The 19302-nt window shown below is 45.7% G+C and carries 15 protein-coding genes; all 15 read right to left on the reverse strand.

What is annotated here, in order from left to right; all coding sequences use genetic code 11:
• Positions 1-8: 8 nt before the first annotated feature.
• Positions 9-800, reverse strand: coding sequence for a sulfite exporter TauE/SafE family protein (locus CLV42_RS10010; RefSeq protein WP_106601762.1), 792 nt, complete (start codon positions 798-800; stop codon positions 9-11).
• A 322-nt stretch (positions 801-1122) separates the two neighbouring features.
• The gene (locus CLV42_RS10015; protein ID WP_106601763.1) at positions 1123-1728 is read right to left on the reverse strand and encodes a DUF6992 family protein; all 606 of its coding nucleotides are present in this window, start codon (positions 1726-1728) and stop codon (positions 1123-1125) included.
• A gap of 94 nt (positions 1729-1822) precedes the next feature.
• The gene (locus tag CLV42_RS10020) at positions 1823-3190 is read right to left on the reverse strand and encodes an alkaline phosphatase family protein (protein WP_106601764.1); all 1368 of its coding nucleotides are present in this window, start codon (positions 3188-3190) and stop codon (positions 1823-1825) included.
• Between the two features lie 46 nt (positions 3191-3236).
• Entirely contained in the window at positions 3237-4451 is a 1215-nt protein-coding gene (gene eboE, locus CLV42_RS10025; RefSeq protein ID WP_106601765.1) for a metabolite traffic protein EboE, read from the reverse strand.
• Positions 4438-5601, reverse strand: coding sequence for a 3-dehydroquinate synthase (locus tag CLV42_RS10030; protein ID WP_106601766.1), 1164 nt, complete (start codon positions 5599-5601; stop codon positions 4438-4440). The genes eboE and CLV42_RS10030 overlap by 14 nt, the downstream gene beginning before the upstream one ends.
• 102 nt (positions 5602-5703) lie before the next feature.
• Positions 5704-6564: a UbiA-like protein EboC gene (gene eboC / locus CLV42_RS10035; RefSeq protein WP_106601767.1), complete on the reverse strand. Its 861-nt coding sequence runs from the start codon at positions 6562-6564 to the stop codon at positions 5704-5706.
• A 160-nt stretch (positions 6565-6724) separates the two neighbouring features.
• Positions 6725-7711 carry a TatD family hydrolase gene (locus CLV42_RS10040; RefSeq protein WP_106601768.1) on the reverse strand — a complete coding sequence of 329 codons (987 nt, stop codon included), beginning with the start codon at positions 7709-7711 and terminating at the stop codon, positions 6725-6727.
• Positions 7712-7815: 104 nt separating this feature from the next.
• Positions 7816-8703 carry an EboA domain-containing protein gene (locus tag CLV42_RS10045; protein ID WP_106601769.1) on the reverse strand — a complete coding sequence of 296 codons (888 nt, stop codon included), beginning with the start codon at positions 8701-8703 and terminating at the stop codon, positions 7816-7818.
• A 380-nt stretch (positions 8704-9083) separates the two neighbouring features.
• The gene (locus tag CLV42_RS10050) at positions 9084-10580 is read right to left on the reverse strand and encodes an FG-GAP repeat domain-containing protein (protein ID WP_146154359.1); all 1497 of its coding nucleotides are present in this window, start codon (positions 10578-10580) and stop codon (positions 9084-9086) included.
• Positions 10581-10670: 90 nt separating this feature from the next.
• On the reverse strand, positions 10671-10850 hold the full coding sequence (locus tag CLV42_RS10055; protein ID WP_106601771.1) for a hypothetical protein: 180 nt from the start codon (positions 10848-10850) through the stop codon (positions 10671-10673).
• Positions 10840-11421 (reverse strand): zeta toxin family protein, encoded by a 582-nt coding sequence (locus CLV42_RS10060; protein WP_106601772.1) that lies wholly within the window; start codon positions 11419-11421, stop codon positions 10840-10842. Before CLV42_RS10060 ends, CLV42_RS10055 begins: the two co-directional genes overlap by 11 nt.
• A gap of 83 nt (positions 11422-11504) precedes the next feature.
• Positions 11505-13304, reverse strand: coding sequence for a RagB/SusD family nutrient uptake outer membrane protein (locus CLV42_RS10065; RefSeq protein ID WP_106601773.1), 1800 nt, complete (start codon positions 13302-13304; stop codon positions 11505-11507).
• A gap of 43 nt (positions 13305-13347) precedes the next feature.
• Positions 13348-16602, reverse strand: coding sequence for a SusC/RagA family TonB-linked outer membrane protein (locus CLV42_RS10070; RefSeq protein WP_106601774.1), 3255 nt, complete (start codon positions 16600-16602; stop codon positions 13348-13350).
• A gap of 467 nt (positions 16603-17069) precedes the next feature.
• Positions 17070-17702, reverse strand: coding sequence for a peptide chain release factor H (prfH, locus tag CLV42_RS10075; RefSeq protein ID WP_106601775.1), 633 nt, complete (start codon positions 17700-17702; stop codon positions 17070-17072).
• A 4-nt stretch (positions 17703-17706) separates the two neighbouring features.
• Positions 17707-19143, reverse strand: coding sequence for an RtcB family protein (locus CLV42_RS10080; protein WP_245901582.1), 1437 nt, complete (start codon positions 19141-19143; stop codon positions 17707-17709).
• Positions 19144-19302: the final 159 nt, after the last annotated feature.

Genomic DNA, 19302 nt, shown 5'->3' on the forward strand with positions numbered 1-19302 from the left:
CCTGTTAATTATTTCCAAAGTGTGTAAATGATATCATATAACCCGAATATGATCAATGTACAGGCAAACAGCTTCTCCAGGATAGGAGACTTCATTTTTACAGCCGTTTTGGCCCCCAGATAAGAAGATGGAATCGCCGTCAGCGACAACAACAATGCAATATTCCAGTCAATATGCCCCAGCCACCAATGCGCCAGCGCTCCCGGCACCGATAATAACGCCGATAATACAATAGAGCAGGCCAACGCCTGCTTAATAGGCATATGCAGTTTTTTAATGAAGAAGGAACTGAACAATACACCGCCGGCATTTGCCAGCAATCCTGACAATAGTCCGATACCCAGAGAAGCCATCACAATCAGCATATGATGCCCTTCCGCGGCGTCTACCGGATGGTCCTCTCCAACATGATCTTTCTTACGCAAAAAAGAAAACAGTAAAGAGCCCCCTATTGACACAATGAACAAAGCAGTCAGGATCATTAGTGTCTTTCCCGGCAGAAACTTACTCATCCATGCACCGGCCAGCGTAGCTGGTATACCAAACAATGCGCCGGTAATGATGACCTGCCTGTTGAACAACTTCTGCCTGCTATATACCGTGGTTGCGGAAATAGTACTGGTAATAGCTGCCGGTAATGGTGAAGCCAATGCATAAAATGGATTTACCCCTGCAAAGATCTGTAGCGCGGGCGTACTGACTGCACTCCCTCCTTTGCCCAGTAAACCGGACAGATAACCGACAATAACGCCGATAACTAAAACGACCAGATAATCGGTCTGTTGCAATAATGTGATCATAAAATACTTCCTTCAGCAAATAGGCCTGGTGCTAAGCCTCCGCTACTTATTTATTTGATGGTTGGTATGTGTGAATTACAGGTATCCTATACAGCTATACATCGATGTTTTAGTGGAAGGACAGTTCAAAGCTACAGCACTGATGCGGGTTCAACAAAATTCAGGGTAGCGTGTCACTATTACTAAAAGTTATTGGAGATAACTTTAGGTAATAATTCTGACAGCAGCGGCTTAGACCCGTGTATAACCTATCTAGCCTACTAAATCTATGATTTGAATAAGTTCACTATAAAAAGGCAAAAACAGCAAATATGGCCGAATATTACCAACTGTACACCAGTCCAACTCCACCGGGTGCAACACTTAATTGCAGATCATTAAACCGCTGAAATAACCCCTTACCGTGCGCATGATGCACCGTAAAGTTCACGCCGTCAAAGAGCAGCAGAAAAGCGCCCTGCAGGATGAAAGAGTTGCCATATCCTTTCCAGCGGTCATGGGCCGTTCCGGTAAGCTTTGACTTACCATGCTCCCGCAGAAACAATCCACTGGCTATATAAGCCAGGTCCAGCGCCCCATTGATCAGAAAGATCTTTTCTATTTTATGTTGTTCCTGCACACTTCCCTGCCAGTTGTATTTTCCCGGATCCAGCCTTCTGTTGCCAAAATAGCTCGCCGTGGCAATGCCCAGGTTGACAACTCCCCAGACAGCATTCATCTGATGAAAATACTTTGCTTCACCCCCGGCAGTACCGTTACCGATCAGTCCTGCTGTAACGTTTGCTACTCCCCAGCCGCCCAGTACAAGCATGGCTGTTTTGGTGCTATTGATCCGTTGTTTGTTGTATTGGTAAAGAAAGGAATTGTCCTGCGCAGAAGATATGCATGCAAACAGCAGCATACATGCAAACAGAAAGAGTTGTTTCATGGGGTAGTGTTTTTCGATATATACGAAAGAAAAAGGGATCAGGAATTGAAATACCTTCCCGGTCTTTCAATTCCTGATCCCTTTTTCTTTAAGATCATCTTGTCAATGCGTTCCAGATCACACCATAAACGTCCGTAGGAACCAGTTCCTGCCCTTCAGGCACCCGGCCTGATATAAGTACAGGGTGATTGACCTTATCCTCAGAAATACGCCCGTGAGAGCCTTTTATCAGCGTCGCATCCAATGGTATCACATTCATGAGATAACGGAAGCCCAGTTTTTTCTTCAGCAGTTTAAAGCCTGCCTTCAGTTTGACCAGGGGATCTGCAGGATTCATGAACATCTCTACAGGGTCATATCCGGGTTTCTTGTGGATCTCAACCGTGCGGGCAAAATCGGGTGCTTTCGCATCATCCAGCCAGTAATAGTAAGTGAACCAGCTATTGGCATCTGCTACAAGTACCAGCTCGCCACTCCGTGAGTGGTGCAGATGATGCTGGCGTTTACCTTCCCTGTCAAGCACCAGTTCTACTCCGGGAGTGTTTTCTACAATACTGCGGACTTTCTTATAAACAGCAGGATCATTTACATACACATGTGCAATCTGGTGGTCTGCTACCACAAATGCCTTTGATGCACCGGGGTCCAACAGCTCCAGTCCCCTTTCTTCCCTGATCTGCAACAGGCCTTCCTCGCGGAAGCGGCGGTTCAGGTGGATAGGGTGATTGACATTGGTAATACCATATTCAGATAAAATGATCACTTCGCAACCTTTCTTCTCGTAGAACTCAACCAGCTGTTTACATACTGCGTCAACTTCTCCCAGCTCTTTGCTGATGCGGCTGAAGTCCTGCCCGAATTTCTGCAGGCAGTAGTCCAGGTGAGGCAGATAGATCAGCGTTAGTGTCGGATCATATAAGTCATCTGTCAGCATAGATGCATCTGCAATCCATTGTGTGGATTTGATATTGGCACCGGGCCCCCAGAACTGAAATAACGGGAACGTACCCAGTTCTTTCTGCAGATGGTCACGCAGGGAGGCTGGATGAGAATAGCAATCCGGTGCCTTTCGGCCGTCAGCAAGGTATTGCGGACGGGGAGTCACCGAATAATCGGCGGTAGAATACATATTGTACCACCAGAACATTTTTGAGCAGGTAAAAGAAGGATCCAGGCGTTTAGCCCTGTCCCATATTTTTGGAGCTTCTACCAGTTTATTGGACTGCTTCCAGAATTTTATTTCACTGTCTTGTCTGTCGTACCAGCCATTACCGACAATGCCCGTTTCTGAAGGCCATTGCCCCGTGACATAGGTACTCTGCACAGCCGTAGTCACAGCTGGCACCATGGGCTTAATGGTTGACAAATGCTGCCGGCTGACGTATGCCTGCAGGAAAGGTGTGTGAGCACCTATCAGAGAGGAAGAGAGACCTACTACATCAATTACTACTGTCTTTTTCATGAGTGCGGCGCCGTTAGGATATGTGGGTCAAAACTAGATTTAAGAATTATTGGTCCAGCTGTTGCAACACCCAGTGCAGCTCCCTTGAAATGGACCTGTCCATAGGTAACTTTAGATCAGCCGGCAATACATCCCAGGTATAAGTCTCGACTTCCATGTGTTGTGTAAATGGTTGTTTCCGTTGTAATGCTAATACTTTCTCTATATCGGAACGAGTAGATGATAATACTCCGTAACTATCGATAAATACAGGCACATGGAAATGAGAGCGCCATTCTTCTACCGCCGGGTTGGCGGCATCTTCCAATGCCTGCGGAAGATCCGGATAATGTATATACCCGTCTGCCTTGCGTGCTACCACCTGGTGCAGATAGGTCGTTTCATTAAACTCCCGGAAGGCATCGATCAACGGCTTTCTTGCTGCCATCTCTGCTGGCAGCAGGGCTTTTACTGCGGCACTGATCTGTATCTTACCTACTTTTAGTCCATGTTCATGCAATTTCTTCAATACACTTTCTGCCGATTCGTATACCAATGCGAAATGACATACATCATAACATAGCTGTACATGTGCTTTTATACTGGCTGTTGCTTCTTCTTCATTCATGCCAAATTTATCCTGCAGAAAAGGCACACCATATGGCAACAGGTAATTCAGATACCAGTGAAGATATTCCTGCGAATTTTCCATTAATCCATCGGGCTCGGGCTCAATATCAAGGTGCATCAGGGGCCCACCACCGCGCCGGGTTCGTACCAACTGTTCTACTACAAGTAATACTTTGAGGGTAGCGTTTTCCATAACGGCCTCTCTTTCTGTATCACAACGTACATGCCACAATTTATAGGTAAGCGGTGATGTAGAAATACCGCCCTCCATGCCTTCAGGTAACAGGGCTGCCAACAGGCGGAACAGGCGGATGGTATAAGCAACCCTTTCAGCTGTTGTCCAGTCTGGGGTATGCACCTGGTCTTTTACTATTGTATGATGGAAACCGCCATAGGGGAATCCATTCATGGTAAATACATAACAATTGTGCTCCTGCAGCCACTGCTTAAATTCAAGCAATGCCTCCTCTTTGCTCAGTTCCAGACTGGCCGTATTGGATAAGCGTAATCCTATGCCAAATGGTTTATCAGGAGATACTTCCTGCTTTACAGCCGGGATAAATTGTTTGAGTTGCTGGAAATGAGCATTCCAGTTCTCTCCGGGATGGATATTCGTGCAATAGGTTAAATGAGAATGGTCAGATACTCTCATAGTTCACTTTTAAATGCGCTATAGCTTTATTCAGTAACACTTCATCTATTACATGTACCTCTGCACCCTGTCCTATTGCTTTCAACAGACAGATAGTGAGACGTCCGCCAAGGTGTTCCCGGAACTCCTGTAAGCCTTTGATAACAGCCGACGAAACACCGTTCTGCGTGTCCAGCAGGGAATGATAAACAGGCAGTTGCAGGTTTATCAGCAAACGGACAATCCGCTCTGCCGCAGCCGCATCGATCCATCCTAACAAAGAGGAATATACGCTGTCAACAGCTATCCCTATCGAAACAGCTTCTCCATGACGCAAGGTAAAGTCTGTCAGCTGTTCCAGCTTATGAGCACTCCAGTGTCCGAAGTCCAGCGGACGGGAAGAACCGCTTTCAAAGGGATCACCGCTTCCTCCGATATGTGCCATATGCAAAGCAGCGCATCTGTACACCAGCTCCTGCATAACGGGTAAATCATTCTTCACCAGTGCCTGCGCATTGGCCTCCAGCCACTCAAAAAAAGCAGCATCTTTTATTAACGCTACTTTCACTGCTTCTGATATACCTGAGCGCCAATCTCTTTCCTCCAGGGTAGTCAGGAATTCGGCATCATTAAACACTGCGGCCGGCGGCGCAAACGTACCAAGGAAGTTCTTTTTCCCCCGGTAGTTAACTCCATTCTTAACGCCTACACCTGAATCATTCTGCGACAATACGGTGGTCGGTATACGAATATGACGAACGCCTCTGTGTGATACAGCAGCCACCATTCCCACCAGATCAAGTACCGCACCACCGCCGATAGCTACTACAAAAGAATGTCGATCTATGCCTTGCCCATCTATCTGATCTATCAGACTATAAAAAAGTTCCTGGTCATTTTTGCAGGCTTCGCCACCGGGTACAAGGATCACATCTCCTGCAATTTTAAAACCTTCTATTTGTTGTAAATAAGCTGTTATTGCTGTTGTAAGCGCCGGATGGGCTTTCGCTACGCCATCATCAAGAATGAAAAGTAGCTTCTTGGTCAGTCCCTGTGTAACCTGGGATGCCAGATAATTCCGGAATTCCGGATTAGATGGATTAAAAAGGGACCGCGTAAAAAAGACCTTATATGAATAATCTACTCTAAAAGTCTGTTGAATACTCTGCATGGATAATCGCTCTAATGTTTCTTTGGTTTAATGAATCGTCAAACAGACTGTTAAAGTACAAAATTTAATTGCTATGACGAATTACCAATAACGGGCAGGAAATCAGGTAACGGCAAACGCTCTGGCCAATAGTAAGGACAATGGCAATAAGATCAATACCAGTAATGCATGAGGCAGGGTGGAAAAAGCAGCTACCCAGGCGGCATTCATCGCTACCAGCGCAATAATGCCTCCTTTTACGGCCTTTCCGATGTTAGAACCGGAGGGCTCTTTCATGGCCCTGACCAGAGGCAGATTGATCATGAAAGCAAACAGAATGACAAATGGTGCGGCTATTAACATATGCCCGTTTATCGCGGCCAGTACCAATATGGTACCATATACCAGCGCATAACAAAAGGCAGAAATATTCAGTATGCGTTTATTCCCTCCATGCACTTCCCCCCTGCTGATGGCTGTCACCGCAGCGATATACACCACCGGGATCAGGCCGATCCACCAATACTGGTTCAAGGCAGATTCAACCATACTGATGCCCATCAGCAGGTTTAATCCACGGCATAACCCCATATTAACAGGTCCCCATGATAAATGTTTCCCCCATTTATCATACACCAGTGCAGAAACGGCAATACCCAATGCAAAATAACCGGTAATACGCCCCACAGTAAAAGCCGCCAGTACTCCTACCAGTAAAAGATAACTTCCCAGCACTATGGCTTCTGTGAGAGATATCACTCCACTAGGTATCGGACGTTCCGGACGCTCCTTCTTATCGAGTTCAGCATCCATCACATCATTAAATACCACTCCGCCGCCATAAAGCCCCATCGTTGCCAGGCACATACAAATCACAGGCAGCAGATGGTCCAGGTAACTTGACACTTCAGAACCCAGGAAGCCGGAAATAGCGACCCCCGCCAATATATCTGCCACAGCAGTTACTATGTTGGCGGGCCGCATTAAACGTAAATATCCTAACAACTTGCTTACAATATAATTCACCGGGCTCGGGTTTTCTCCAAGTAGGCAACACGAATGGTCCGCTTATGTATGAAACACAGCAATGTTACTGCATTCACCTACATAGCAAGAGACATCCGTAGTACAGACTTGTAACGATTTATCTAATAATATTAGATTGTTTATCTATTCTTGGCTGTTGGCCACCGCGCAGTACGGTGCTTCCATTAAATTTCAGACTTTGATCCACATCTTTGACTGTGTCAAAATCCGCTTCGTCCATCTGACCACTTTGAGCGAAAGCAGTTATAGCATTGCGGAAAGTTACCAAATGAATATCATTCAAGTCAATACCACTTTCGTGCATGAGCGCCGCGGTTTTCGGTACAGCCAGGGGGTCACTGATGCCCCAATCTGCCGCAGAATTTACCATTATGCGTTCACTACCATACTGTTTGACGATTTCTACCATACGTTCATTACCCATTTTAGTAAAGGGATAAATAGTGAACGCTGCCCAGAAACCACGGTCCAGTACTTCCTTCACCGTTTCCTCATTGTTGTGATCGACAATGACCATATGGGGGGCCAGACCGTGCTCCAGTGCGATGTCCATACTACGTTGAGTACCTTTTTTCTTGTCCCGGTGTGGGGTATGTATCTGAACAGGGAGCCCTGCTTCTTTAGCGAGTTCAAGCTGTGCGCGGTAGTATTTTTCCTCAGCGGCAGTCTGATCGTCAAAACCGATCTCCCCAACGCCTACCACGCCCTCTTTATATACAAATGATGGCAGTATCTCCATTACGGCTTCTGCCAGCCTTTCATTATTGGCTTCCTTGGAATTGAGGCCAATCGTACAATAATGTTTAATGCCAAATTGCGAGGACCGGAACCTTTCCCAGCCTATCAGGCTGTTAAAATAATCACGGAAAGTATCCACCCCGGTACGCGGCTGTCCCAGCCAGAAGGCCGGTTCTATGATCGCTACCACTCCTGCATCCGCCATTGCCTGATAGTCATCCGTTGTACGGGATGTCATATGTACATGAGGATCAAAAAAACGCATTCCTTTTATGCGCTCCATATAGGAGGAAGATGTGGCAATAGGTTGATATTCTTTACCTGTTAACTCATGACTGCTACACATATCTTATTAGGTTTTATTGAGACCTGTAAATGAACAACCTGCCTGGTCGGACTGAGTTGCCGCCGGCAAGTTACTATTATATACACTGAAGGTGTGATACACGTTTATGCTATACGCGCTGCAATCGTGTCCCATGTCAGACGTTGGCTGCTTATCTCATCTCTAAGATTGGCTGACTGCTCCAGCAAATGTCTTGCAGGAGCATATGTACTGGAGGCACAGGCCAGGGCTGCGGCTTCTTTTTCAACATTTACCTCAGAATGCCATATGCGTTGTATATCAGGGAAATTGTCAGCATCGATAAAAGGCCCTACCAGTCGCCAGAGCATAGGATGTACCTTCCTGCCCGCGGCCCAGCGCTCATGCGCATAGTCTACAAGGGTAGCCGCCAGCTTTGCATTAGCCCTTCCGTCCAGACCAGCAATCAGATGGATCGGCTTATCCGTGAAAAACGCTTTCATTACCAGCTGATTCCAGGCTGCCTCTTCCAGGTTACGTGCAGGATAAATATTATATAACATGACTGCTTCCTGTACGGGACCAATGTTGGAACGAACCCCTTCCGTAGTACGGAATACCCATGCTTCCGGCCAGGCCAGCAATGGCAATGCGGCATATAAAGCAGCCTGCTCATTCATATCAGCAGCGTCAAACAGCCCTTCTATCACTTTGATGTAAGCATCCTTGTCTGCTACCGGAAACTGTAATAACCACCAGATCCTCACCAGTTTGTCTAACGTAAAACCCTGTATGAAAAACCTGGTATTATCAGACAGTTCAATATATGATGTACCGGACTTTAAGGGATGTTTTCCCATAAACCGCGGGATAGCTGTAAAAGTGAGATTAAAGCGTTGTACACTGACGGGGTCTCCCAGTTTTTCCTTTTGTTGCTGTAACCAATTGAGCGCCTGTTCTGTACTATTCTGCTCAATAATCCCGTATAATAACGCGTCGAATTTATTCCTGTCGTAGTGGTAAGCATGTTCCATCGCTCCGCTAAATTTATCAGGCTAAAGTTAGCTGAATAAGCATTAAAAAAAAGAGAAAACTATGATAGGTGGTGTAGTAAATAAAAGAGAGGCACGATGTGCCTCTCCTTCCGCCATTCTAAAACCTGATCAGTTCAATCAGGAGTATCTTGATAAACAATAATACTGCGGAGATTATTGCTTCGTATATTTCACTAACTGTTTACAGGGAAAAAGAAATGCTACACGTAGATTAAACTGATTAGTTTAAGCAGCATAGATTTAGATTTTTGCCTGACATTGCTTATGCAATATAAGTATTTATTTGTTACAACTGCAATCGAATGTGCAAAAAACTGATTCACCAATTACTATTTTTAAACTGAGCAAGTGTAATTGATTCATTTTGTTTTATTTCTGAGCATTATAAACGGAATGTTAACGTCCCAATCCGGCTTAAAATCGTCCTGAATAATGAACCCTTTTGAGTAGTTTCCCAGCACTATATCCGCATCACCATCCCTGTCATAATCTCCCACATCCATACAGATCCACCTGCCTGCTCCTGTCAGTGCCGGCATCACATGCGGAATAAACTGTATGGGCTTTTCCTGGCTAAATAATACAAACTTCTCTGCCGGCCGGTGCTTCAGATCAGCGAAGAACGCGATGCTGGCGATATCCAGGTCGCCATCCTGGTCAAAGTCAGCCGCTATGGCCTTGGTACAGCCATTCACCGGGTAAAACCAGGCCTGCTCAAACCTGAAGTCGCCCTTATTCAGGTACAGGTACACACCATGAAAGGGCTTCAACTCCATGGAGTAGTCCCCGTTATCTCCGGAGGTATATAAGATGTCCGGTAGTCCGTCCTTATTCATATCCACCACCTGAAATCCGGTAGAACCCTGTACAGGAGGAAAGCGTAACAACTGTTGCTGTTTAAAGCCTCCCTTATGATCATTCCTGAACAGCCAGATGCCCTCATCCCCATACGCAAACAAGGCCATGATATCGGGCCAGCCATCTTTATCAAAATCATCTACAACAGTGTGAATAGCACCCGGCACTTCCCACACCGGCTGTTTGGTGTATTCTTCTTCCGGTGTTTGCTGTAACACATACAATCCACCGTAATTATGTCCAAATCCGCATACGAGGTAGTCCATCCGTCCGTCTTTATTAAAGTCGGCTGCTATACTCTGTACAGGACGAGGTAACCCCATCCCGATAGTCTTTACTTGCCGGGACTCGGCTTCCCCCGGATGCACTTCCCACAATACGCCCGTTGGCGCATCCACAGCACGCATGTTACCAATACAGGTCAGCAAAGCCGTATCAGCGGCACGCCAGTTCATATCTACCGCCGTAGATTGCAGTTTGATAGCTGGCGATACCTTCTTTTGTCCGTCCCATTTATATAAAGTAGCGCCATATTCGGAAGAAGAATACACATCACCGGTAAATGGATTAATTGAGACCATCGTCGTTGTAGCGGTCTGTGTATGTCCTGCCGTATCCGGCCGCAAAACATCAAACAGCTGCAGGTCTTCCGCCAGCGGCAGTGAGGCCTTTGCCGGCGCCAGGCTATCAGGTGCCAGTTCCTGGTAATAGGCAACAATATTCTTCCAGTCTTCGATACTGATATTCGCAGCCTCTTTGGTCGGTTTAGGGAAATACTCATTTTCATGCCATACACCAATACCCAGCTTCGGCGCCATTGCAGGCAGCACATGCTGCGTCCAGGTGACTCTATCCAGCATCGTTGGAGATACGGCTAAATGACAACTACCGCAGTATTTTTCAGCAAGGAGTTTGCCTTTTTCCTGTTTACTCAAAGAACAGGATGAGTAGATGGTGATAGATGCAATAATGAAAATGAAAGGGCGTAGTGTTTTCAAGTGCGTTTGGATTGCGTAAAACGTGGTGATGTTTCTCTATCGTAGCGGAGGTAGTTGGGCAATCAATGGATAGCTATAAAGTGGTAAAAATCATTTAAACTTGTGTAACAACTCTTTGGCTGGCACTCTCTTCACATTTCCGTATTTATCACCGATTACCAATTCCTTGTTACTGGCCGCACTTTTTTCAGCCAATTTTTTCAAGGCTTTTGTTATACCCTGAAGCACTTTTTCAGATAACTCGTCAATATTCTTTTTCTTATTTTCCATCGTGCTCGCTTTGTTTCAAAATGGTATCCCAAATATCGTTATTTAAAATCATTTTTTCAAAAACCCCACTTTTTGCAATGATCTGAGGGGTCATCTCCCCATTATCCACCACAATCCAGTTATTACAAATGGGAATATACAAATTCATTAAATTATGAATACCCCTGTAATATCTGCGTATAATCACATCTTCTGGTATGTTATGTCCTCCCTCTTCTACTCTTTGCGCTACGCGCTGTATGGCAAATTCAGGAGAACTCAGCCAAAAATAAAGGAGCGTGACATTATATCCCTGTTGTTGGGCCTTTTTGACCAAAGGCACATAGCTCCTTGTCGATAAAGTCGTTTCAAAAGCAAAATCTGACATTTCAAGTAATAAATGCTCTATTCTTTGCAGCATAATCCTTCCCGCCTCAAAAGCTACTTTTTCAGGGTTAAATGGAGAAAGCCCAGCCGCAATCCCATCAGCATTTACAAACTCCCGGCAATCCAACATTTCAGGAAGTACTGTATAGCTAGCCGTAGTTTTCCCAGCACCATTACATCCAGCTATTATATAAAGTTCAGGCATACTGTAAATATACCTATAAAAGCAGAAAGGCCCTGTTACCAGGGCCCTTCCATTTATCCTCGTTGTTAAAAATAACGATATTTTTAATATCCTTCGTTCTGCTCCAGCGTCTTCGCACCATTTTTAAAGCTCAGGTCAATCTGACGCTGAGGAATAGGATAGTGTTCATTACGGCCAACAACAAACTTACCGCCAGTCACGTCAGTAGTGATCTTGGACTCATAAGCGAAGAACCTTGTCAGCTCAGCTGATGCTGTTCCCCAACGAACAATGTCGAAGAAACGCTGACCTTCCATCGCCAGTTCCAGCTTACGCTCGAAACGGATGGCTTTCAGCGCGCCATCTTTACCCATTGCGGCGAACGCACCTGCAGCATAGTTCTTTACCAGATAATTCGCAGCAGGAGTAGTGGTAAAACCACCCATTGGTTTAGTGTCATCGATGTATTTGTATACAAGCGTCTGCGGATTAGCAGCCCTGGTACGCACCATATTCACGTATGTCTGCGCAGCATCCAGGTTGGTTAACTCGGCTTCTGTTTCTGCCGCCATTAACAATACATCTGAGTAACGGATCAACACCAGGTTGATCGCAGAACCAGGCGCCCAGGAGTTGGCATCTTTGTACTTGTCCTGGTTGTACTGCCAGTAAACGTTCTTTTTAGGAGCGTAAGGACCAGCATAATCCTGGTCACGTACCCAGCTACGGCCAGGGTGATTACCCCAGTCCAGGTAAGGGATGCCACGGCGACCTACAGTCCAGTCAAGGCGTGGATCAAGCGTACCTGCATCAGGCGTAAATGGCGCAGTAGATAATACCTTCATATCGCTCTTTACAGCATGATCGTTGAAATCTTCCAGGAAAGGTAAGCCGTTAGCGTCTGTACGGTAAGAGTTTACCAGGTCCTGGGTAGGCTGATAGAATCCGCAACAACCGAATGGGCTGTTGTAAGGGAAGTTCAGCATTTCACCCTGGTTACCATTGGAGATCTGACCGGTACCATTGTTGGCAGACATCTGAATAGCAAACACAGACTCGCTGTTGTTCTTTGTTTCAGAATCAAAGTTGTCTTCGAATCTTGCTGTCAATGCATATTTAACACCTTTAGCAGTTACACCCTGTGTAGTGATCAGGTCAAACAGCGGTTTAGCGTCTGTCCATTTTTTCTGATATACATAGGTCTTAGCCAGGTAAGCAGCGGCTGCCCATTTGTTGGCACGGCCTGCCTGTGATTGTGTTGGTGGCAGGTTCTCGTAAGCATACTTGAAATCTGCTTCGATCTTAGGCCAGATATCTGTATTGTTAGGCTGTTTGTAATCTGTGATCTGTGTCTCATCAACCCAAGGCACTTTACCGAACATTTTCTTCAGCTCAAAGTAATAGTGACCACGCAGGAAACGGGCTTCAGACTGCACCTGTGTTTTCTGTCCATCTGACATGTCTTTTACGTTAGGTAACAGCGACAGAATGATATTGGTACGTACAACACCTTCGAATAATACTTTCCATTTAGTATTGAAGAAGCCATTGCTCGCATCAAACTGACCGGTAGCAATAAGGCTGATCGGCGGCTGGTCAGTCGCATCACTACCTTTATGTGCATCACCACCAGCTACGCTTCCGTAGATCCAGTTGCTCGGTGCTGCTTCCCAGGGACCACCAGTACCGATGGCAGCTACGTCCTGCTGCTGGCCATCCAATGCAGCATACGCGCCAATCAATAAAGCATCTATACCATCTTTGGTAGACACGTTATCACCTGTAAGTGAACCGCGGGGATCACGTTCCAGAAAGCTTTTGCTACAGGCATTGAAGAAGAATAGACCTCCTGCAACTGCCATTGCCGCAAGTATATATTTTGATTTTACTAAAGTCCGTTTCATGTTTTGATTTTTTTGATGTTCTCCAATTATTTCACCACGTTAATTAGAATCCTACGTTAACGCCCACCAGGAACTGACGCTGATTAGGATAAGCGCCCTCATCCAGACCAAAGTTGGTAGTACCACCTGTGATCTCAGGATCAATACCAGAGTATTTGGTGATGGTGAACAGGTTAGCTGCCTGTACATAGATGCGGAATCTCTCGATACCGATACGCTGCAGAATAGGTTTAGGTAAAGTATAACCGAGCATCATGTTTTTAGCACGCAGGTAAGAACCATTCTCTACGAGGAAGGAGTTAGGTACAGTGTTGGTACTGAAGGAACCTTCGTTCTCCTGGATAGGTGCTTTTGCGTTGTGGTTGTCAGGTCTCCAGGAATCATACAGGGCAGTTTTGCTCTTAGCACCTGCGAAAGATGGATAGAAGTCTGTCCACCAACGTACCTGGTTCCAGATGTTGTTACCCTGTACACCATACAGGAACACAGTGAAATCAAAATTCTTATAATCCAGCTGCAGGTTCAGACCATAGCTGAACTTAGGACTTGGGTTACCCAGGAACGTACGGTCAGCATCTGTAATGATACCATCACCGTTTGTATCCTGGTAACGGAAACGTCCCAGTTTGATACCAGTCTGATAAACTGCATTAGGATTGTTAGTGGCTTTCTGCGCCTGATCATTTGCCGCTGCAATTTCTTCTGCGCTATTCCAGAAACCTACAGTTTTGTAACCATAGAAGCTGGAGATAGGATGATCGATCGCGTTACGGATGATGAAGTTACCATTGAAACGACGTGCTTCCAGATCGAAGTAAGGCGCGTCTCCGGAGATGTTTACGATCTTGTTCTTATAAGTAGTCAAGGTCGCATTTGCTTTCAGTACCAGGTCTTTGGTGATGTGAATGTCATTGACGCCCAAAGACAGATCAATACCATGGTTCTGCATTTCTGCGATGTTCACAGCTGGAGGAGCGGAACGGCCGGCAGTACCTGACACCTCTGGTGTGAACAGCAGGTCTTTTACCTGTTTCTTGTAGTAGTCTGCACTAATTTCCAGTTTGCCTTTGAACAGGGTCGCATCAAAACCAATGTTGGTGTTGATATTACTTTCCCATTTAGCATCCGGATTACCTATAGTTGTTCTGAAGAAACCAGAAGCCAGTGAATTGGAAGTACCACCGATGTCATAGAAAGAAGATCCTTTGTTCAGACCATACTGGGTGAATGCATTGGATGGATCAACGTTCAGCTGATTACCCATGATACCCCATCCACCTCTGATCTTTAAGTCAGAGATCCAGGCTACATTTTTCAGGAATTCTTCCTGAGAAATACGCCATCCTGCACTGATCGCAGGGAAAGTACCATAACGGTTGTTAGCACCGAACCTGCTGGAACCGTCCCGACGGATAACAGCACCGAGCAGATATTTATCCATCAGGCTGTAATCTAAACGGCCGAATACAGAGAACAGACCGTCGGTGAACGCATTACTGTTGTTTGTAACAGTACCTGTACCAGTACCCAGGTTAGTGAAGTTAGGATCGAAGATGAAGTAGTTCTGCGTAGTACCTGTTACCATACGACCATGGTTGTCGAAGGCTTCAGTACCCAACAGTACTTTTACATTATGTATCCTATTGAAGCTCTGCGAATATGTCAGCGTATTGCTCCATGTCCAGTTATAACCGCTGGTAGCAGCCTCCGTATAAGAGTTTACCTTGTTATTCTCTGCATTCTCATATTCCGGATATGTGAAGCTATGGCTGGAAGAAGAATATACTTCACCACCAAAGCTGGTACGGAAGGTAAAGTGCTGCAGGAAATCCACCTCACCATATACGTTACCTAATAAACGGTTACCAAGACCTCTGTTATCTTTCGTACGCTCCTGTATAGCTACAGGGTTACGGGCGTTACCTAACTGAGCGCCGTTGGTGCTGAATGAACCAGCAAAGTTACCCTTGATATCACGTACCGGAATAATAGGCTGCTCGCGGAATGCCATACCGATACCACTTCCTTCTGTCAGCGCAGTGATACGTGGGTTGTCTATCACAGAAAACTCTAAGTTTTCTCCGATACGTACATGCTTACCTACGTTAAAATGGCTGTTGGAACGGATAGAGTAACGTTTCAGGTAAGTATCCAGTAAAGTACCTTTCTGGTTGAAATAATAGAAAGAGAGGTAGTAAGCTCCCTGATCGTTACCACCACTTACTGATACGTTGTGGCTGGTGATCATAGCAGGCTTGAAGATCTCATGGAACCAGTCTGTACCGCCTTTATTTGCTTTGTTAATACGGTAGAAATTGTCCAGATCAGAAGGGTTCTTATAGAAAGGATTTACATTGTATTTGGAAGGATCTACAGCAGGATCGCCTTCCATCAGACCTCCCGGAGCAATGTAATCGGGCAGTCTTGGAGTAGCGCCGGTGCCATACAGACCATCGTTATAGGTAACGTTCGGATCTGTATTTTTTAACGCCATCCATTTCAGGTTAGCCATTTCCTGCGGGGAAAGGATGTCCCATACGTTACCACCTTTAGGACGCTGGGTACCATAGTAGCCGTCGTAAGTCACTCTTACCTTACCATCAGATTTACCTGTTTTGGTAGTGATGATGATCACACCGTTAGCTGCTCTTGCACCATAGATAGAAGCAGATCCTGCATCTTTCAGTACCTGCATGCTCGCCACATCATACGGGTTCAGATCCACGATATTCTGTGTTGGGATTCCATCTATAACATAGAGGGGAGTGTTGTTACCAAAAGTGTTCACACCACGGATACGTACCTGTGGTTCTTCACCCGGCTGACCAGAACCCAATACAGTGATACCAGATACCTGGCCCTGTAACTGGTTGCTCACCTGGGCGGTGGGTTGACGGCTGATCTGTTCTACGTTTACAACAGATACAGCACCTGTCAGGTCTTTTTTACGTTGAGTGGCATAACCTGTTACCACTACTTCATCGAGTGAGCCTACTTTTTCACTCAGTACTACACTAACAGTGGCAGCATCTCCGAGCACTACTTCCTGCTGCGAATAGCCTACAAATGAAAATACCAGGATCTCTCCTTTTTTGGCAGTTACACTGAAATTACCAGCTGGGTCTGTGGCTGTACCACGGCCGGAATTCTTTACTGCCACTGTCACCCCCGGCAAGGGATTTCCGGAAGTCTTGTCTGTGACTTTCCCGGTGAATTTAGTCTGGGCGAATGCAGCGCCGGCAAACAACAACAACAATAGCCAGCAACACGCAAATGTGCGGTAGACATGTCTCTTCATAACGTGAAACGTTTTTAAAAATTGGTTAATAATTAGCCTGTTCGAGCCCATACACTGCGCCGTCCGGCAGTTACAGACACGAAAAATGACCGGGTTAATTCAATATCCTGGTCTTAGAGGGACACTATATAAATCCTTCCTTTCGGGCTCAAATCCATGTTGATACCGATTGCATCGGTATCAATGCAAATAATATATCCGGGCTTTTTACTGTTAAAAAATGGGAATGGCGTACTTAATTTTTTTTTTAAGGACTACAGTTTAGTTTTTTCATACGTGTTAACATCAAAAACTTAGGGAACAAGGATTAGATCTTGGTTACATTTAAACACACACTAAAGTTTCAAATTGTTAACTGCCGACCAAGGTAACACATTCGTTCAATTTATACAAGATACTTTGTAAATTTTTAATCAGTATTTAAGAAATTACTATCAGTTTTACAAAACAATGAAGGAATAGGGTGATCACAGTTTATCTGTGATCACCTTTACAGCCCTACCCCTTTCCAGTTCATTATGCTCCTGCCACTGATCCTGCCGGCGCGCCAGCAGTTGTTCCATTTGCCATGACATGAACTTTGCTTCCAGCCTTTCCAGGCAAAGCTGCTTGTTCTGCAATTGTGAACGGCTATCCATCGCCAGCACCTGTATGCCGGAAGGAATATGCGTACCCCGTACAGCTGTCTCTACTTTATTCACATGCTGTCCGCCGGGCCCTGATGCGCGGCACGATTCGAGCTTCACATCCTTCAGATCCCATTTCAGTTGTTCTTTCACATCAAAGACTTCAACGCCTACAAACCAGTTCTTGCGCTTATGGAACTTACGGTAAGGACTCTCAGCGATCCACTGCACCGTACCTCTCCACTCTTGTATAAAGACATCAAGTACTTTTTTCTTAGCGTTTTCTTTCTCTTTTACTATTAGTACTGCGGATAACAGTGTTCCTTTCAGGTCACCCTTTTTACTTTCCAGCAACTGGATGTCCAGTTCCTGTGCACGGGCCGCCTTCATCATCAGCTCCACCACCCTTGCTACTACCCGTGTACATTCTGCCGGCCCTCTCCCGGCAGTTACCTGTATCATTGACTTGTTCATGTTGTTACTCTTTATACATTCTTACAATCCGGGGTAAAAACCGCCCCTCTACGGTAACCAATTCCTGCTGCGCTGCTATCACAGTTTCGATGTCTTTGTAGGCAAGCGGATTCTCTTCCACACTACCACCAATCAATGTAACACCCGCATCTGCCAGCATCTTCTTCAATGCTGATACTGTCATACTTTCCCTTGCCCGCTTCCGGCTCATCATCCTGCCGGCACCATGTGATGCAGAAAATAAGGACTGGTCTACTCCTTTGCCAGTCACCAGGTAGGCGGCAGTGGTCATACTGCCGGGAATAATGCCCGGCTCACCTTTGTGTGCCGGCGTGGCCCCTTTGCGATGCACGATCACTTTACGGCCATCGTCCAGTATTTCCTCCCACGCAAAATTGTGATGGTTCTCAATAGTGATGAGCCGCTCCAGACCTAACGCTTTGGCCATGTTGATATGTATCCTGTCATGACAGGCTTTTGCATAGTCACCCGCCAACTGCATACTCAGCCAGTACTCCTGCCCTGCCTCGCTGTTCATGTCCAGCCAGGCCAGTTGCTGCGCTTCTCTTGGCAGCTTACAGGTATCCATCGCTATCTTCGTATAATGCATCGCTATATTGGCGCCTAATCCCCTGCTACCGGAATGCGATAACAGCGCAACATATTCCTTTGCTGGCAGCCCCAGGGAATTGTCTTCAGACAATCGGATCATACCAAATTCCACAAAGTGATTGCCACTGCCGGAACTTCCCAGCTGCCGTGCCGCTTTTGACTGCAGCTTTTTTAATAGGTCGGTAGCCTGAAAAGCCGGATCATCCAGCACAGGATGTTCCTGCTCTACTTCCAACCCTCCTTCCATACCAAAGTGTGTCCACTCTTTCAGTGCCACCTTCATCTGGTATCCGTAACGTTTGATAAAACTCTCTCCTTCATCAAAGATGGACAATGACATGCGGCAGCCAATATCCACGCCTACTGCGTAAGGAATAACAGCGTTATCTGTAGCTAACACACCACCGATAGGTAAACCATAACCCGTATGTGCATCAGGCATCAAGGCCCCCTGCACAGTCACAGGCAGTGACATGGCGATCTCCATCTGCTTTTTTGCCGCATGCTCAATCTCCTTACCACCATAGATCTTCAGGCGTCCTGTCTGTTCCAGCAACGTGAACTCCTTATGATGCGTAACTTCTTCTTTCTCGATAAAAGTAGATGCGATCTTACCCAATACTTCATCATTCACATATTGCTCAGGCTTTTCTTTAATACCTGTTAACAGTGTGATGAGTTCTTCTTTGGTATGATGCTTAAAATGTTTTGAAATAGTATTAATGACCAGACTTCTTGCACGGTCATTTGTATAACCGATCTTACTCAGTTCTTTTATGCGTAAACTGCCCATATAGGTGCGTAATAAATTGTATAGTAATGAGTCCATCGTTCAGATGATTTCGAACGACAATTAAGGCATGAGAATACCCTTTCCGCGGGCGCAGAAGACCAGTCTATACAGGCATAATAATGGAAGACACTAATGATGAATGATCATCAATGTTTACACGCTTTCCAGTAAATTTAAAAAAGGAAATATTGCCTG

Source organism: Chitinophaga ginsengisoli (assembly GCF_003014595.1).
Classification (GTDB): Bacteria; Bacteroidota; Bacteroidia; order Chitinophagales; family Chitinophagaceae; genus Chitinophaga; species Chitinophaga ginsengisoli.